Annotated in this window: 20 protein-coding genes; 18 read left to right on the forward strand and 2 right to left on the reverse strand. The window is 68.5% G+C overall.

The window, feature by feature from the left end:
* Nucleotides 1-4: 4 nt before the first annotated feature.
* The 5 genes from rplF to rplO are packed head-to-tail and all read left to right on the forward strand — an operon-like array spanning nt 5 to nt 2243.
* A complete protein-coding gene (gene rplF, locus ABH931_RS19395) occupies nt 5-544 on the forward strand; it encodes a 50S ribosomal protein L6 (protein ID WP_370114877.1) in 540 nt (179 codons plus the stop codon).
* Nucleotides 545-547: 3 nt separating this feature from the next.
* Nucleotides 548-931 carry a 50S ribosomal protein L18 gene (gene rplR / locus ABH931_RS19400; protein WP_037605700.1) on the forward strand — a complete coding sequence of 128 codons (384 nt, stop codon included), beginning with the start codon at nt 548-550 and terminating at the stop codon, nt 929-931.
* A 46-nt stretch (nt 932-977) separates the two neighbouring features.
* Nucleotides 978-1604 (forward strand): 30S ribosomal protein S5, encoded by a 627-nt coding sequence (gene rpsE / locus ABH931_RS19405; RefSeq protein ID WP_037605698.1) that lies wholly within the window; start codon nt 978-980, stop codon nt 1602-1604.
* A complete protein-coding gene (gene rpmD / locus ABH931_RS19410; protein ID WP_037605696.1) occupies nt 1604-1786 on the forward strand; it encodes a 50S ribosomal protein L30 in 183 nt (60 codons plus the stop codon). The genes rpsE and rpmD overlap by 1 nt, the downstream gene beginning before the upstream one ends.
* A gap of 1 nt (nt 1787) precedes the next feature.
* Nucleotides 1788-2243: a 50S ribosomal protein L15 gene (rplO, locus tag ABH931_RS19415; RefSeq protein WP_370114880.1), complete on the forward strand. Its 456-nt coding sequence runs from the start codon at nt 1788-1790 to the stop codon at nt 2241-2243.
* A gap of 157 nt (nt 2244-2400) precedes the next feature.
* On the opposite strand, the gene ABH931_RS19420 is transcribed toward rplO, so the two are convergent.
* Entirely contained in the window at nt 2401-3831 is a 1431-nt protein-coding gene (locus ABH931_RS19420; RefSeq protein WP_370114882.1) for a glycosyltransferase family 39 protein, read from the reverse strand.
* A gap of 384 nt (nt 3832-4215) precedes the next feature.
* Between ABH931_RS19420 and secY the strand changes: the two genes are divergently transcribed.
* From secY to truA, 10 genes are all read left to right on the forward strand, one after another.
* Nucleotides 4216-5529 carry a preprotein translocase subunit SecY gene (gene secY / locus ABH931_RS19425; RefSeq protein ID WP_370114884.1) on the forward strand — a complete coding sequence of 438 codons (1314 nt, stop codon included), beginning with the start codon at nt 4216-4218 and terminating at the stop codon, nt 5527-5529.
* The gene (locus ABH931_RS19430) at nt 5529-6188 is read left to right on the forward strand and encodes an adenylate kinase (protein WP_370114886.1); all 660 of its coding nucleotides are present in this window, start codon (nt 5529-5531) and stop codon (nt 6186-6188) included. The genes secY and ABH931_RS19430 overlap by 1 nt, the downstream gene beginning before the upstream one ends.
* A gap of 113 nt (nt 6189-6301) precedes the next feature.
* On the forward strand, nt 6302-7135 hold the full coding sequence (gene map, locus ABH931_RS19435) for a type I methionyl aminopeptidase (protein ID WP_370114888.1): 834 nt from the start codon (nt 6302-6304) through the stop codon (nt 7133-7135).
* 194 nt (nt 7136-7329) lie between these two features.
* Nucleotides 7330-7551 (forward strand): translation initiation factor IF-1, encoded by a 222-nt coding sequence (gene infA, locus ABH931_RS19440; protein WP_003956442.1) that lies wholly within the window; start codon nt 7330-7332, stop codon nt 7549-7551.
* Between the two features lie 33 nt (nt 7552-7584).
* Nucleotides 7585-7698: a 50S ribosomal protein L36 gene (rpmJ, locus tag ABH931_RS19445; RefSeq protein WP_009740505.1), complete on the forward strand. Its 114-nt coding sequence runs from the start codon at nt 7585-7587 to the stop codon at nt 7696-7698.
* A 191-nt stretch (nt 7699-7889) separates the two neighbouring features.
* The gene (rpsM, locus tag ABH931_RS19450) at nt 7890-8270 is read left to right on the forward strand and encodes a 30S ribosomal protein S13 (protein WP_042451778.1); all 381 of its coding nucleotides are present in this window, start codon (nt 7890-7892) and stop codon (nt 8268-8270) included.
* A gap of 77 nt (nt 8271-8347) precedes the next feature.
* Entirely contained in the window at nt 8348-8755 is a 408-nt protein-coding gene (gene rpsK / locus ABH931_RS19455; RefSeq protein ID WP_042367634.1) for a 30S ribosomal protein S11, read from the forward strand.
* Between the two features lie 116 nt (nt 8756-8871).
* A complete protein-coding gene (locus tag ABH931_RS19460) occupies nt 8872-9891 on the forward strand; it encodes a DNA-directed RNA polymerase subunit alpha (RefSeq protein ID WP_042367633.1) in 1020 nt (339 codons plus the stop codon).
* 150 nt (nt 9892-10041) lie between these two features.
* Nucleotides 10042-10479 (forward strand): 50S ribosomal protein L17, encoded by a 438-nt coding sequence (rplQ, locus tag ABH931_RS19465; RefSeq protein WP_370114890.1) that lies wholly within the window; start codon nt 10042-10044, stop codon nt 10477-10479.
* A 74-nt stretch (nt 10480-10553) separates the two neighbouring features.
* Nucleotides 10554-11477 carry a tRNA pseudouridine(38-40) synthase TruA gene (gene truA / locus ABH931_RS19470; RefSeq protein WP_370114892.1) on the forward strand — a complete coding sequence of 308 codons (924 nt, stop codon included), beginning with the start codon at nt 10554-10556 and terminating at the stop codon, nt 11475-11477.
* Here truA and ABH931_RS19475 read toward each other — a convergent pair.
* Entirely contained in the window at nt 11471-12535 is a 1065-nt protein-coding gene (locus ABH931_RS19475) for a hypothetical protein (protein ID WP_370114893.1), read from the reverse strand. The genes truA and ABH931_RS19475 overlap by 7 nt on opposite strands.
* An 83-nt stretch (nt 12536-12618) precedes the next feature.
* Between ABH931_RS19475 and ABH931_RS19480 the strand changes: the two genes are divergently transcribed.
* The 3 genes from ABH931_RS19480 to rpsI all read left to right on the forward strand — a co-directional run bounded on the left by ABH931_RS19480 (nt 12619) and on the right by rpsI (nt 15532).
* Entirely contained in the window at nt 12619-14283 is a 1665-nt protein-coding gene (locus ABH931_RS19480) for an ABC-F family ATP-binding cassette domain-containing protein (protein WP_370114895.1), read from the forward strand.
* A gap of 269 nt (nt 14284-14552) precedes the next feature.
* Entirely contained in the window at nt 14553-14996 is a 444-nt protein-coding gene (gene rplM / locus ABH931_RS19485) for a 50S ribosomal protein L13 (protein WP_042451789.1), read from the forward strand.
* A 44-nt stretch (nt 14997-15040) separates the two neighbouring features.
* Nucleotides 15041-15532: a 30S ribosomal protein S9 gene (gene rpsI, locus ABH931_RS19490; RefSeq protein ID WP_370114898.1), complete on the forward strand. Its 492-nt coding sequence runs from the start codon at nt 15041-15043 to the stop codon at nt 15530-15532.
* Nucleotides 15533-15535 lie beyond the last annotated feature (3 nt).

A 15535-nucleotide genomic window follows, 5' to 3' on the forward strand; every position in this document is an offset into this window, starting at 1 on the left:
AGCAATGTCTCGCATTGGACGGCTGCCCATCCCGGTTCCCGCCGGCGTGGACGTCACCATCGATGGCCGCACGGTCTCGGTGAAGGGCCCCAAGGGCTCCCTCACCCACGCCGTCGCCGCGCCGATCGAGATCGAGAAGGCTGAGGACGGCACCGTTGTCGTCTCCCGCCCGAACGACGAGCGCATGTCGAAGGCCCTGCACGGCCTGACCCGCACGCTGGTGGCGAACATGATCACCGGCGTGACCGCGGGATACCGCAAGTCGCTCGAGATCAGCGGTGTTGGTTACCGTGTCGCGGCGAAGGGCTCCGACATGGAGTTCCAGCTCGGCTACAGCCACCCGATCCTGGTCCCGGCCCCGGAGGGCATCTCCTTCGTGGTCGAGTCGCCGACCAAGTTCCACGTGGACGGCATCGACAAGCAGAAGGTCGGCGAGGTCGCCGCGAAGATCCGCAAGCTGCGCAAGCCCGACCCGTACAAGGCCAAGGGCGTCAAGTACGCGGGCGAGGTCATCCGCCGCAAGGTCGGAAAGAGTGGTAAGTAACCCATGACTGTCGGTGTGAAGATCGGCAAGGGCAACGGCTACAAGGCCGCCGCCCGCAAGCGCCGCGCCATCCGCGTCCGCAAGCGCGTCTCCGGTACTCCGGTTCGTCCGCGCCTCGTGGTCTCCCGGTCCAACCGCCACATCGTGGCGCAGGTGATCGACGACCTCGCGGGCCACACCCTGGCTTCGGCGTCCACCCTCGACGTGTCCATCAAGGGCAACGAGGCTGACAAGACCGAGCAGGCCAAGAAGGTCGGAGCCCTGGTCGCCGAGCGCGCCAAGGCTGCCGGTATCGAGCAGGTCGTGTTCGACCGCGCGGGCAACCAGTACGCCGGCCGCATCGCGGCCCTGGCGGACGCCGCCCGCGAGGCCGGTCTGGACTTCTGACCCGCTGGCCACAGGCTGACGGACGTAAACGAGAGAGGTAAATCCAATGGCTGGACCCCAGCGCCGCGGTAGCGGCGCCGGCGGCGGCACCGGCGGTGGCGAGCGGCGTGACCGTAAGCGTGACGGTCGTGACGGCGGCGCCGTCGTCGAGAAGACCGCTTACGTCGAGCGCGTCGTAGCGATCAACCGTGTCGCCAAGGTTGTCAAGGGTGGTCGTCGCTTCTCCTTCACCGCGCTGGTCGTGGTGGGCGACGGTGACGGCACCGTGGGTGTCGGTTACGGCAAGGCCAAGGAGGTGCCGGCCGCCATCGCCAAGGGTGTTGAGGAGGCCAAGAAGCACTTCTTCAAGGTCCCCCGTATCCAGGGCACCATCCCTCACCCCATCCAGGGCGAGAAGGCCGCGGGCGTCGTCCTGCTCAAGCCGGCTTCCCCGGGTACCGGCGTCATCGCCGGTGGTCCGGTGCGCGCCGTGCTCGAGTGCGCCGGCGTGCACGACATCCTGTCGAAGTCCCTGGGCTCCGACAACGCGATCAACATCGTCCACGCGACCGTGGCCGCGCTGAAGGGCCTTTCGCGCCCCGAGGAGATCGCCGCCCGTCGTGGTCTGCCGCTGGAGGACGTCGCTCCGGCCGCGCTGCTGCGCGCCCGGGCTGCTGGGCAGGGGGCTGCGTAATGGCTCGCCTGAAGATCACCCAGGTCAAGTCCTACATCGGTAGCAAGCAGAACCACCGTGACACCCTGCGTTCGCTTGGTCTCAAGCGCATGCACGACGTGGTCGTGAAGGAGGACCGTCCCGAGATCCGCGGGATGGCCCACACCGTCCGCCACCTCGTCACGGTCGAGGAGGTGGACTGAGATGGCGGAGCAGAACCCGCTGAAGATCCACAACCTGCGGCCCGCCCCGGGCGCCAAGACCGCCAAGACCCGTGTGGGTCGTGGTGAGGCGTCCAAGGGTAAGACCGCTGGTCGTGGTACCAAGGGTACGAAGGCCCGTTACCAGGTTCCGGCACGCTTCGAGGGTGGGCAGATGCCCCTCCACATGCGTCTGCCGAAGCTGAAGGGCTTCAAGAACCCGTTCCGTGTCGAGTTCCAGGTCGTGAACCTCGACAAGCTGGCCGCGCTCTACCCGCAGGGTGGCGAGGTCACGGTCGAGGACCTGATCGCGAAGGGCGCGGTTCGCAAGAACTCGCTCGTCAAGGTCCTGGGCACCGGCGAGATCTCCGTGGCGCTGCAGGTGGCGGTTGACGCCGTCTCCGGCTCCGCCGCCGAGAAGATCACCGCCGCCGGCGGCACGGTGACCGAGCTCATCTGAGCTCGTCGCTGACGATCACGTACGAAGGCCCGGTTCCCCGCAAGGGGGACCGGGCCTTCGTCGTTCTCGGCCGTCGTTCTCGGCCGTTGTTCTCGGCCGTCGTTCTCGGCCGTTGTTCTTGGCGTTCTTGGCGAGCGTCGTTCTGGCGGCGGAGCTCTCAGCGCGCCGTGAGCAGTCCCAGCGTCAGGCCCTTCACGTACGCGACGCGGTCCACGACATAGTGGGCGCGCAGTGCGCTCTGCTGGGCCTTGGGGAGGCCGCTCAGGGGGTCGGTCGCGTGGCCGAAGGTGACGACCCAGACGCGCGGGGCGCCGTTCAGGCAGGCCGCGGGGTGGGGGCACTCCGTGACCATGAGGTCGTTCCGTGCGACCGCGCTCCGTGCGACGAACAGGTCCGTGGGGTGGACACCCGCGGGGAGGTAGTAGTCGAGGCCCAGGTCGAGCATGTAGACCGCCGCGCCGCCGCGCTGCGGGACCACCGCGTCGCCCGGGTGGTACTGCGCGCCGATGACGTGCGCGGCACCGCGCCAGTCCGTGCCGGTGTGGGACCACGTCTGGCTCTGGGCCGAAAGACCGGGGGCGGCCAGCGCGGCGACCAGGACGACCGCCGCCGGTGCGGTCCAGCGGGACCACGGGAGGCGCTCCGCGCCCGCGGCCGCCAGGATCGTCCACAGCGGGACGGTGAAGAGCAGGTAGCGCTCGACCCAGTAGGAGTTGCTCCCCTGGGAGGCGATCCAGATCGCGACGACCGGCAGGACCGGCACCGGCAGGTAGCGCAGCCCCTCGCGCCGGGTGCAGCCCACGAGGGCCAGCAGCGACAGCGCGATGCTGACCGGCCAGGAGAAGGTCAGGTCGTGGAGCATGCCCGAGAACGCGGCCAGGTCCGGGCGCTGGATCCAGTTGATCTGCCGGCCGGACTCGTCCTGCCCGGCGACCAGAAGCGGCGACAGCAGCAGCAGGGCCAGCACCGCCGCGGGCACGAAGCCGCGCAGCGCCCGCCGCCGGCGCGTCCAGACCAGCCACAGGTGTGACGTGAGGACACCGAGGGCGACCAGGTGCAGCAGGCCCGTCAGGACCATGGCGCCCGCGTAGCCGAGCCACTCCAGGCGCATCCTGCGCGGCGACCACTCGGGCTTGCAGTCCAGGACGCGGACCAGCTGCCAGGTGGCCAGCAGGGCCGCCGCGGTGACCATCCCGTAGGAGCGCGCCTCCTGCGCGTACCGCAGGACCGCCGGGACGAGCGTGAACAGGAGCCCCGCCCACAGGCCGACGCGGGCGGTGAACAGGCGCTTGCCCAGTGCCGCCGTGAGCCCCGCGGCCAGTGCGGTGGCCAGCACGCTGGGGGTGCGCAACGACACGGCGGAGTCGCCGAAGAGCGCGGTCCAGGCGTGCAGGAAGAGGTAGTACGTGCCGGAGACGGCGTCGACGTTGCCCAGCAGGCCCCACAGATGGGTGACGCTGCGGCTCGCCGCGCTCCAGCTGGCCAGCTCGTCGCGCCAGAGCACCGGGCGGCCGAGATGCCAGAAGCCCAGCAGGAGCGCGAGCAGGGCGGGCGGGAGCCAGACAGGCGTGCGCCGGAGTCGTCGCAACAGCAAAGAGAGCCTCGGTCGTTCGATTGGCCGTCCCCCGGACGGCGTCCTGTCTACCAGTCCGGGATGTGCCAGTGTGCGGCGTGAGTCGCTGTTCATGGGCAATTCACGGCTCAATTACCCCTAACGGGATCCCGATGGTGGACAGATCGGACAAGACCGCACGTCCTGCCCGGGCAAAGGTCGTCAGCAGAGGAACTGGCCCTAGCCCGCCAGGGTTCCGTGCTTCTTTCGTGACGCCACTGGCTGTTAGAGTCCGTGGAGTCCACTTGTAGGTTGGCCCCCCGTCTCGGTACAAGCGCGCGACAGCGCGACCACCCGGGCGGCGCCCCCCTGATCCACCGTCCCTCCCGCCGCAGTAGGCCGGGAGCAGCAGGAGGCCCCGTGCTCACCGCGTTCGCCCGGGCGTTCAAGACGCCCGACCTGCGCAAGAAGCTGCTGTTCACGCTGGGCATCATGGTCGTGTTCCGGATGGGCGCGCACATCCCTGTGCCGGGCGTGAACTACGCGGGCGTGCAGCAGTGTCTGACCACCATGAACAAGGGCGGCGGCAACCAGCTGCTCGGCCTGGTGAACCTGTTCTCGGGTGGTGCGCTGCTCCAGATCACGATCTTCGCGCTCGGGATCATGCCGTACATCACGTCGAGCATCATCCTGCAGCTGCTGACCGTGGTGATCCCGCGCCTGGACGCCCTCAAGAAGGAGGGCCAGGCCGGCACCGCGAAGATCACGCAGTACACCCGTTACCTGACGATCGCGCTCGCGATCCTCCAGGCGACCGCGATCTCCGCCACCGCCCAGAACGGCGCGCTCTTCGGCAACGCCTGCTCCGGCAACACCGTCGTCCCGAACCAGTCGGTCTTCACCGTCGCCACCATGGTCATCACGATGACCGCCGGTACCACCGTCATCATGTGGCTGGGTGAGCTGATCACCGACCGCGGCATCGGCAACGGCATGTCGATCCTCATCTTCACCTCGGTCGCGGCGCAGTTCCCGTCGCAGCTGTGGAGCATCAAGGCGAGCAAGGGCTGGCTGACCTTCTTCATCGTCATCGCGATGGGTCTGGCCATGGTCGGCCTGGTGGTCTTCGTCGAGCAGGCCCAGCGCCGGGTCCCGGTGCAGTACGCCAAGCGCATGATCGGTCGCCGCGCCTACGGTGGCACCTCGACCTACATCCCGCTCAAGGTGAACCAGGCGGGTGTGATCCCCGTCATCTTCGCGAGCTCGCTGCTCTACATCCCGGCACTGGTCGTGCAGCTCAGCGGCGCGACCCAGAAGGGCTGGGGTGAGTGGATCGAACAGAACCTCGCGAAGAACACCGACAGCGCGCTCTACATGGCGGTCTACTTCGTCCTGATTGTCTTCTTTGCCTTCTTCTACGTGGCCATCTCCTTCAACCCCGAAGAAGTCGCCGACAACATGAAGAAGTATGGTGGTTTCATCCCGGGCATCCGGGCCGGCCGCCCGACGGCGGAATACCTGAACTATGTGCTGACCAGGATCACCTGGCCGGGCTCGCTCTACCTGGGCATCATCGCCCTGGTGCCCCTGATCGCACTCGGGCTGTTCTCGGCGTCTTCGAACTTCCCGTTCGGCGGCACGAGCATCCTCATCGTTGTGGGTGTCGGCCTTGAAACTGTGAAGCAGATCGAGAGCCAGCTCCAGCAGCGCAACTACGAAGGGTTCCTCCGCTGATGCGTATCGTTCTCGTCGGACCCCCGGGGGCCGGGAAGGGTACTCAGGCTGCGCTGCTGGCCAAGACCCTGTCCATCCCGCACGTGTCCACCGGCGACCTGTTCCGCGCCAACATCTCGCAGGGCACCGAGCTCGGCCGCCTCGCGAAGAGCATCATGGACACGGGCAAGCTGGTACCCGACGAGGTCACCATCGCGATGGTGAAGGACCGCCTTCAGCAGTCCGACGCGGAGAACGGTTTCCTGCTGGACGGCTTCCCGCGCAACACCGCGCAGGCCGTCGCGCTGGACGAGATCCTGGGGGAGTTCGGCATCGCCCTCGACGGCGTGCTGGACCTGGAGGTCCCCGAGGACGAGGTGGTCCGCCGCATCGCGGGCCGCCGCCTGTGCCGCAACGACAGCGGGCACATCTTCCACGTGCTGTACAACGCACCGGCCGCCGAGGGCGTCTGCGACGTCTGCGGCGGCGAGCTCTACCAGCGTTCGGACGACTCCGAGGAGACCGTCCGCACCCGGCTGGAGGTCTACCACACGGAGACCGAGCCGATCATCGAGTACTACGCCAAGCAGGGCCTGGTCACCACGATCTCGGCCCTCGGCAAGGTCGACGAGGTCACCGAGCGCGCGATCGCCGCGCTGCGGGAGAACGCGAACGACTGAGTTTCGCCTCAGGGCCGCGGCCGTGACACCCTGGAGGGATGTCACGGCCGCGGCGCTGTTTTGTGGATGATGCAGCCGTTGGGGCCTCTGGTTGAGGAGAGCGGGAAGAGTGCATGGTTGAGATCAAGACGCCCGAGCAGATCGCGAAGATGCGGGAGGCCGGGCTGATCGTGGCCGAGGCGCTGAAGGCGGCGAGCGAGGCGGCCGTCCCCGGCGTCACCACGGGTGAGCTCGACGCCATCGCCAAGAAGGTCATCGAGGGCCACGGCGCCAAGTCCAACTTCCTCGGCTACCACGGCTTCACCGGTGTGATCTGCGCCTCCGTCAACGAGGAGGTCGTCCACGGCATCCCCGGCGAGCGGGTGCTGAACGACGGCGACATGATCTCCATCGACTGCGGCGCGATCGTCGACGGCTGGCACGGCGACGCCGCCGTCACCGTCTTCGTCGGCGGCGGCCACGCCCCGGAGCTGCACGCACTGAGCGCGACCACCGAGGGTTCCATGTGGGCCGGCATCGCGCAGGTGAAGAAGAACAACCGTCTCTCCGACATCAGCCGCGGCATCGAGGGCTACATCCGCCGTCAGCCGCTGCCGCCGCGTGGCAAGTATGGCATCGTCGAGGACTACGGCGGCCACGGCATCGGCTCGGCCATGCACATGGACCCGCACCTGCTGAACTACGTCGACCGGCGTCGGGGGCGCGGCATGAAGCTGGTCCCGGGCTTCTGCATCGCCATCGAGCCGATGATCACGCTCGGCACCCCGAAGACCCACACCCTCGCGGACGAGTGGACGGTCGTCAGCAACGACGGCACCTGGTCCTCGCACTGGGAGCACTCCGTCGCGCTGACGGAGGACGGCCCCTTCGTGCTCACCGCCTTCGACGGCGGCAAGGCCAAGCTGGCCGAGCTCGGTGTGGAGATCGCGCCAGATCCGTTGGGTTGAGCACAGCCGTTGGGCTGAGCACGGCCGCCGGGCTGATTTCGCGTTCACTTGCCCGCTGGCGTAGACTGCTGTGTCGGCTCACTCGTAGCTTGCTTTCGCACGTCCTCGCCCGGTAAGGCGGAGGATGGATCCTCGGGATCCCTGCGTGAGTGCCGACTACGGTAGTCGATTCCGGAAGGCAATCCCGCAGGATTATGGCCAAGAAGCAAGGCGCCATCGAGATCGAGGGCACCGTGATCGAGTCTCTGCCGAATGCGATGTTCAAGGTGGAGCTGCAGAACGGTCACAAGGTTCTCGCGCACATCAGCGGCAAGATGCGCATGCACTACATCCGCATCCTTCCGGACGACCGGGTCGTCGTCGAGCTCAGCCCGTACGACCTGACCCGCGGTCGCATCGTCTACCGGTACAAGTAACCAGCAGATCCAGACCCGGAGATTGACAGTCAGATGAAGGTCAAGCCGAGCGTCAAGAAGATCTGCGACAAGTGCAAGGTGATCCGCCGTCACGGCCGGGTCATGGTGATCTGCGAGAACCTGCGCCACAAGCAGCGCCAGGGCTGATTTCACCCCCTGTACGGGTCGTAACTCTTCGCGCGACGCGAAAAACAACATGAAACGGGACGCCCGATCCCTCGTTCTCACTGCAGAACGTGCGGACTGCCACCCCCGGTCGGAGGCCGGGGCTCGATCAGCGGGAGCTGAACGGGTAGGCGTTTCGTCAGACCTCCGAGGAAACAACAGGAGCCAGATTCATGGCACGCCTCAGTGGCGTTGATCTCCCCCGCGAGAAGCGGATCGAGATCGCCCTCACCTACGTTTACGGCATCGGCCGCACCCTCGCGAAGAAGGCGCTGGCGGAGACCGGTGTGAACCCGGACATCCGTGTCCGCGACATCACCGAGGACGACCTCGTCGCGCTGCAGAAGTTCGTGGACGCGAACTTCGAGGTCGAGGGTGACCTCCGCCGTGCCGTCGCCGCCGACATCCGCCGCAAGGTCGAGATCGGCTGCTACGAGGGTCTGCGTCACCGCCGTGGCCTTCCGGTCCGCGGTCAGCGCACCCACACCAACGCGCGTACCCGCAAGGGCCCGCGTCGCGCGATTGCCGGCAAGAAGAAGCCGGGCAAGAAGTAGTAGTCCGCCCCACACACCGGACTTAATCCGGCCCGCTGGGCTAGCGGACCGACCACCTCAGTAGGAGAAATCAGCTTATGCCTCCCAAGGGCCGTCAGGCTGCCGGCGCGAAGAAGATCCGCCGCAAGGAGAAGAAGAACGTCGCTCACGGGCACGCCCACATCAAGAGCACGTTCAACAACACGATCGTCTCGATCACGGACCCGTCCGGCAACGTGATCGCCTGGGCGTCCTCGGGCCACGTCGGCTTCAAGGGCTCCCGCAAGTCGACCCCGTTCGCCGCGCAGATGGCCGCCGAGGCCGCTGCTCGCCGCGCGCAGGAGCACGGCATGCGCAAGGTCGACGTCTTCGTCAAGGGCCCGGGCTCCGGTCGTGAGACCGCGATCCGCTCCATCCAGGCCACCGGCCTGGAGGTCGGCTCCATCCAGGACGTCACCCCCGTCCCGCACAACGGCTGCCGCCCGCCGAAGCGCCGTCGCGTCTGACGCGCTTTGGTGCGTCTGCTCTCGGGATACGGTCTCTGGTTCATTCAGAGGCCGTATCCTTGCTTTCGTCGGCATCAAATAGTGGGTGCCGAAGATCTATCTGGAGGATTCACCTCATGCTGATCGCTCAGCGTCCCACGCTGACCGAAGAGGTCGTGGACGAGTTCCGTTCCCGGTTCGTCATCGAGCCGCTGGAGCCGGGCTTCGGCTACACCCTCGGCAACTCTCTCCGTCGCACCCTCCTCTCCTCGATCCCGGGCGCCGCTGTCACCAGCATCCGGATCGACGGCGTGCTGCACGAGTTCACCACCGTGCCGGGCGTCAAGGAGGACGTCACCGACCTGATCCTCAACATCAAGCAGCTGGTCGTCTCCTCGGAGCACGACGAGCCGGTCGTGATGTACCTGCGCAAGCAGGGCCCGGGTCTGGTCACCGCCGCCGACATCGCGCCGCCGGCCGGTGTCGAGGTGCACAACCCCGAGCTCGTCCTCGCCACGCTCAACGGCAAGGGCAAGCTGGAGATGGAGCTGACCGTCGAGCGCGGTCGCGGCTACGTCTCCGCCGTGCAGAACAAGCAGTCCGGCCAGGAGATCGGCCGTATCCCGGTCGACTCGATCTACAGCCCCGTGCTGAAGGTCACCTACAAGGTCGAGGCCACCCGTGTCGAGCAGCGCACCGACTTCGACAAGCTGATCGTCGACGTCGAGACCAAGCCGGCCATGCGTCCGCGTGACGCCATGGCGTCGGCCGGTAAGACCCTGGTCGAGCTCTTCGGCCTGGCGCGCGAGCTCAACCTCGACGCCGAGGGCATCGACATGGGCCCGTCCCCGACGGACGCCGCCCTGGCCGCTGACCTGGCGCTGCCGATCGAGGAGCTGGAGCTCACGGTCCGCTCCTACAACTGCCTCAAGCGCGAGGGCATCCACACCGTGGGTGAGCTCGTCGCCCGCTCCGAGGCCGACCTGCTCGACATCCGCAACTTCGGTGCGAAGTCGATCGACGAGGTCAAGGCGAAGCTGGCCGGCATGGGCCTGGCCCTCAAGGACAGCCCGCCCGGATTCGACCCGACCGCCGCCGCCGACGCCTTCGGCGCCGACGACGACGACACGGGCTTCGCGGAGACCGAGCAGTACTGAGACTGACGTCTCGCTGAGTCACCTCGGGTACGGGACCGCTCCGGCGGTCCCGTACTCTTGTGAGCTGTATGTCTAAGTCGTGCGGGCGCACTGTCCGTACGCCCGGCCCGGTTCCTCACACGGCCGACGCCGGATATTGAAGGAGACACCATGCCTCAGCCCGCCAAGGGTGCCCGCCTCGGCGGCGGCCCGTCCCACGAGCGTCTGCTGCTCGCCGGTCTGGCCCGTGAGCTGTTCCAGCACGGCCGCATCACCACGACGGAGGCCAAGGCCCGCCGTCTGCGTCCGTACGCGGAGAAGCTGATCACCAAGGCCAAGAAGGGTGACCTGCACAACCGCCGTGAGGTCCGCAAGACCATCACCGACATCGCGGTTCTGCACACCCTCTTCACCGAGATCGGCCCGCGTTACGCGAACCGTCCGGGTGGCTACACCCGCATCACCAAGATCGGTAACCGCCGTGGCGACAACGCGCCCATGGCCGTCATCGAGCTGGTCGAGGGCCTGACCGTGGCCCAGGAGGCCGTCGGCGAGGCCGAGGCCGCGACCAAGGTCGCCGCGAAGACGGAGGAGACCGCGGCGGAGTAATCCTCCCGCGTGATCCACGACGGACCCGTTCCCAGTTCTGGGGGCGGGTCCGTTTTTCGACTCAGAGGAACGTGATGAGCTGCGAAGAAGCTGGGACATCGACAGAGCCCCGTAAGGACGGTCCCGCCGACGGCTTGGTCCGCATCCGGCTGGACCTGTCGTACGACGGCGCGGAGTTCTCGGGCTGGGCGCGGCAGAAGAACGGGCGGCGGACGGTCCAGCAGGAGCTGGAGGAGGCCATCGGCGTCGTCACGCGGACGCGGGAGGTGTTCCCGCTCACGGTGGCCGGGCGCACCGACGCGGGCGTGCACGCGCGCGGACAGGTGGCGCACGTGGATCTGCCCACAGACCTGTGGACGACCGAGGGCGAGAAGCTGCTGCGCCGCCTCGCCGGGCGGCTGCCCGGCGACGTCCGGGTATGGCGGCTGTCCGTGGCTCCCGGCGGCTTCGACGCGCGGTTCAGCGCGATCTGGCGGCGCTACGCCTACCGCATCTGCGACACCCAGGGCGGCGTCGACCCGCTGCGGCGCGGGCACGTGCTCTGGCACGACCGCCCGCTGGACGTGGAGCTCATGAACGAGGCCGCGCGACGGCTGATCGGGGAGCACGACTTCGCCGCGTACTGCAAGAAGCGCGAGGGCGCGACGACCATCCGCGAGCTGCTGGAGTTCTCCTGGCAGCGCACCGAGGGCGACGCGCTGCTCGGCCCCGGCGTTCCCGGTCTGGTGATCGGCACGGTCCGCGCGGACGCGTTCTGCCACAACATGGTGCGCGCGTTGGTGGGCTCGATGCTGCTGGTCGGCGGCGGTCAGCGACCGCTGGACTTCCCGGCGGAGGTGCTCGCGGGCGGCGAGCGCAACTCCGCCGTCAACGTGGTCCGTCCCTACGGGCTCACGCTCGAAGAGGTCGGCTACCCGGCCGACGAGCTGCTCGCCGAGCGGAACCGTGCCGCCCGGCGTCTGCGGGTTCTCGGAAGCAGCAGTCCGGGTGGTCAGTGAGGCAGCTCGGAGCGGCCGCGGTCGGCCAGGTCCTGGAAGGCGAGTGACGCGAGGTCGTTGCTCGCCGTCAGGGCGACGGTGTCGTTCGCAGGGACCGGCTTGCCCGTGGGGTAGCCGGCGACGGTGAAGTAGGCGTACCGGCCGACGGCGTTGACCGAGATCCGGCAGACCTCCTTCTGGCAGAAGGGCTTCACCGCGCCGCCGAAGAGGGAGGCGATGTTGCCGGTCGTCGCCGCCGCCTTCACCGCGTCGGCCTGGGCGGCGTTGTCGAAGACGGCGATGCCGACCGTCACCTCCGCCTGGCCGTTGCCGTAGGTGGCGCGGAAGACGCCCTGGCAGCCGTTCTTCGCCAGTACGCCCACGAGCGCGGGTGAGGCGGCCGCCGCGCAGGGCGAGGTCGCTGTCAGCGCCTGGGTGTAGGAATGGCCGTTGACGGTGATGTTCTTGCCGGGGAAGAGCGTGGCCGCGCTGAGCGGCGCCTTGTCGGTCGCGGCGCTGGAGAGCAGCGTGACGGGGTCGATCAGCGTGGGGCTGGGGGTCGGCTGCGCCGAAGGGACGGCGGAGGGCACCGCCGAGGGCGTCGTCGGCGCGGCGGCCGGCCGGGTCGCGGGGGCCGCTGCGGTGGTGTGGGGCTTGCCGTGGCCGGCGTCGAGGGCCAGCGCCGTGGCCGTGCCACCGGCGAGGAGGACGACGGCCGCGCCCAGGGCGAGGGTGCGGCGTCGGAAGCGTCTGCGCCGCACGGTGTTCGCCGCGTAGGGCTGGGTCAGCTCGTCCAGGTCGGGTGCCTGGGTGCCGTCCTCGGGGCTGCCGGGGCGGATCGCGAAGGCCGTGGCGGTGCGGCCACCGGCGCGGCTCGGCGCGCCCTGCTGCGGCTCGGGTGTGGGCGGGGTCGGCGCTCCCGGGCGGACGCGGACGGCGCTGCTGCGCAGCGCGCTCTTCGCTGCCGCACGGAGCCTGCCGCTACCGGGCGAGTACTGCGTGGGTATCCGTCCGTGCGCCTGCTTGTCGCGTCGGGGGAGCGGTGTGTTCTGACGGTCCTGCCCAGACCCTGTCGTCATGCGGCGGAATCGTACTGGGTGCGGGCCCGGGTGCAGAAAAACGGGTTTGGACCGGGCCCGCGCGGGAGCGAGAATCGCTGCTCATGGGACACGTCGAGATTTCGCACCTGGAGTACTACCTGCCGGACGGACGGGTGCTGTTCGGCGACGCGTCCTTCCGGGTCGGAGAGGGCGCGGCCGTCGCGCTGGTGGGCGCCAACGGCGCCGGCAAGACCACGCTGCTGCGCCTGATCGCGGGCGACCTGAAGCCGCACGGCGGCTCGGTCACCGTCAGCGGCGGGCTCGGCGTGATGCGCCAGTTCGTCGGCACCACCGGCCGCGAGGCCAGGCAGCAGGACGACGGCGCCGAGGCGCCGCTCGCGCCGGACGCCTCGGTGCGCGACCTGCTGGTCTCCGTCGCGCCCACCGAGGTCAAGAACGCCGCGCGGGCCGTGGACGCGGCCGAGCTGGCGATGATGACGCAGGAGGACGAGGAGACGCAGCTCGCCTACGCGCAGGCGCTGGCCGACTGGTCGGACGCGGGCGGCTACGACTACGAGACCGTCTGGGACGTCTGCACCATGGCCGCTCTGGGGACCTCCTACGAGCGGGCGCAGTGGCGGGCGCTGAACACGCTCTCCGGCGGCGAGCAGAAGCGCCTGGTGCTGGAGTCGCTGCTGCGCGGCCCGGACGAGGTGCTGCTGCTGGACGAGCCGGACAACTACCTCGACGTGCCGGGCAAGCGCTGGCTGGAGGAGCAGCTGAAGGAGACCCGCAAGACGGTGCTCTTCATCTCGCACGACCGCGAGCTGCTCAACAACGCCGCCAAGAAGATCGTCAGCGTCGAGGTGGGCGTCGACGGCAGCGAGATCTGGGTGCACGGCGCCGGTTTCGCCACCTACCACGAGGCCCGCGAGGAGCGCTTCGCCCGCTTCGAGGAGCTGCGCCGTCGCTGGGACGAGAAGCACACGCAGCTGAAGAAGCTGGTGGTGGAGCTGCGCGAGTTCGCGAAGCGCTCGCCCGACATGGCCTCGCGCTACTCGGCGATGCAGACCCGGCTGCGCAAGTTCGAGGAGGCCGGGCCGCCGCCGGAGCCGCCGCGCAAGCAGGCGGTGACGATGCGGCTCAAGGGCGGGCGCACCGGCGTGCGGGCGTTCACCTTCGAGAAACTGGAGCTCACCGGGCTGATGAAGCCGTTCGACCTGGAGGTCTACTACGGCGAGCGGGTCGCGGTGCTGGGCTCCAACGGCTCCGGCAAGTCGCACTTCCTGCGGCTGGTCGCGGGCGAGCCGGTCAGGCACACGGGTGCCTTCAAGCTCGGCGCCCGCGTCGTGCCCGGCCACTTCGCGCAGACCCACGCCCACCCGGAGCTGCACGGCCGCACCGCGCGGGAGATCCTCGAGTCCGAGCACGCGCTGGACCGCAAGGCGGCGATGAGCGTGCTGCGCCGCTATGAGCTCCATCACCAGGAGGCGGTCCGCTTCGAGAACCTCTCCGGCGGCCAGCAGGCCCGGTTGATGATCCTGCGCCTGGAGCTGTCGGGCACGACGGCGTTGCTGCTGGACGAGCCCACGGACAACCTGGACCTGGAGAGCGCCGAGGCGCTGCAGGAGGGCCTGGAGGCCTTCGACGGCACCGTGCTCTCCGTCACGCACGACCGCTGGTTCGCCCGCTCCTTCGACCGTTTCCTGGTCTTCGGCCAGGACGGCCGGGTCTACGAGGCCCCCGAGCCGGTCTGGGACGAGAAGCGGGTGGCACGCGAACGCTGAACCGGGACGTAGACTGGTGCACAGCTTGTGGATAACCGCACGGCGTGTGGGCGGCGTTTTGACCCGCCCGGCGCAGTGCCGGTATTCTGCGAGTTCGTTGTGCGTATTGGCTCGCTCTATCTCACGTGAGAGGTCGGTACGCCGGTCCGCCAGGCCGATGAGCGGCGGCTTCGATCACCCGATTGCGTCCGGGTCCGAGGCAGAGGCTGTTCCGATCGTCCTGTTGGTCCTGTCAGGCACACACTCACTGAAAAGCGAAGGCTACGACCGTGCGTACGTACAGCCCCAAGCCCGGCGACGTCCAGCGTCAGTGGCTCGTCATTGACGCCCAGGACGTTGTCCTCGGCCGTCTGGCCTCTCAGGCCGCCTCCCTTCTGCGGGGCAAGCACAAGCCGGTGTACGCGCCGCACCTTGACATGGGTGACTTCGTCATCATCGTCAACGCGGACAAGGTGCACCTGTCCGGGAACAAGAAGACCCAGAAGATGGCCTACCGCCACTCGGGTTACCCGGGCGGTCTGCGCTCCGTGCGTTACGACGAGCTGATGGACAAGAACCCGGAGAAGGCCGTCGAGAAGGCCATCAAGGGCATGCTCCCGAAGAACTCCCTGGGTCGTCAGATGCTCTCGAAGCTGAAGGTGTACTCGGGCGACCAGCACCCCCACGCTGCGCAGCAGCCGGTGGCGTTCGAGATCACCCAGGTCGCTCAGTAAGACCGGCCACACCCCAAATCTGACGAGAAGAACAGAGGACAACCGTGGCCGAGACCACTGCTGAGCTCCCCCTCGAGGTCGAGGAGACCTTCGAGGTCGAGGAGACCGAGTACACCAGCGAGTCCCTTCCCTCCCGCTTCGGCGAGGCCCTTCCGGGCGCCGGCCTGGGTCGCCGCAAGGAGGCGATCGCCCGCGTGCGCATCGTCCCCGGCACCGGCCAGTGGAAGATCAACGGTCGCACCCTGGAGGAGTACTTCCCCAACAAGGTGCACCAGCAGACCGTGAACGAGCCCTTCAAGATCCTTGAGCTCGACGGTCGCTACGACGTCGTCGCCCGCATCAACGGTGGCGGCATCTCCGGCCAGGCCTACGCCCTGCGTCTCGGTGTCGCCCGCGCCCTGAACGAGGCCGACATCGACGCCAACCGCCCGGCGCTGAAGAAGGCCGGCTTCCTGACGCGTGACCCGCGTGCGGTCGAGCGCAAGAAGGCCGGTCTCAAGAAGGCCCGCAAGGCGCCGCAGTACAGCAAGCGCTAGTCG

The sequence above is a fragment of the Streptacidiphilus sp. MAP12-33 genome (assembly GCF_041261265.1).
Classification (GTDB): domain Bacteria; phylum Actinomycetota; class Actinomycetes; order Streptomycetales; family Streptomycetaceae; genus Streptacidiphilus.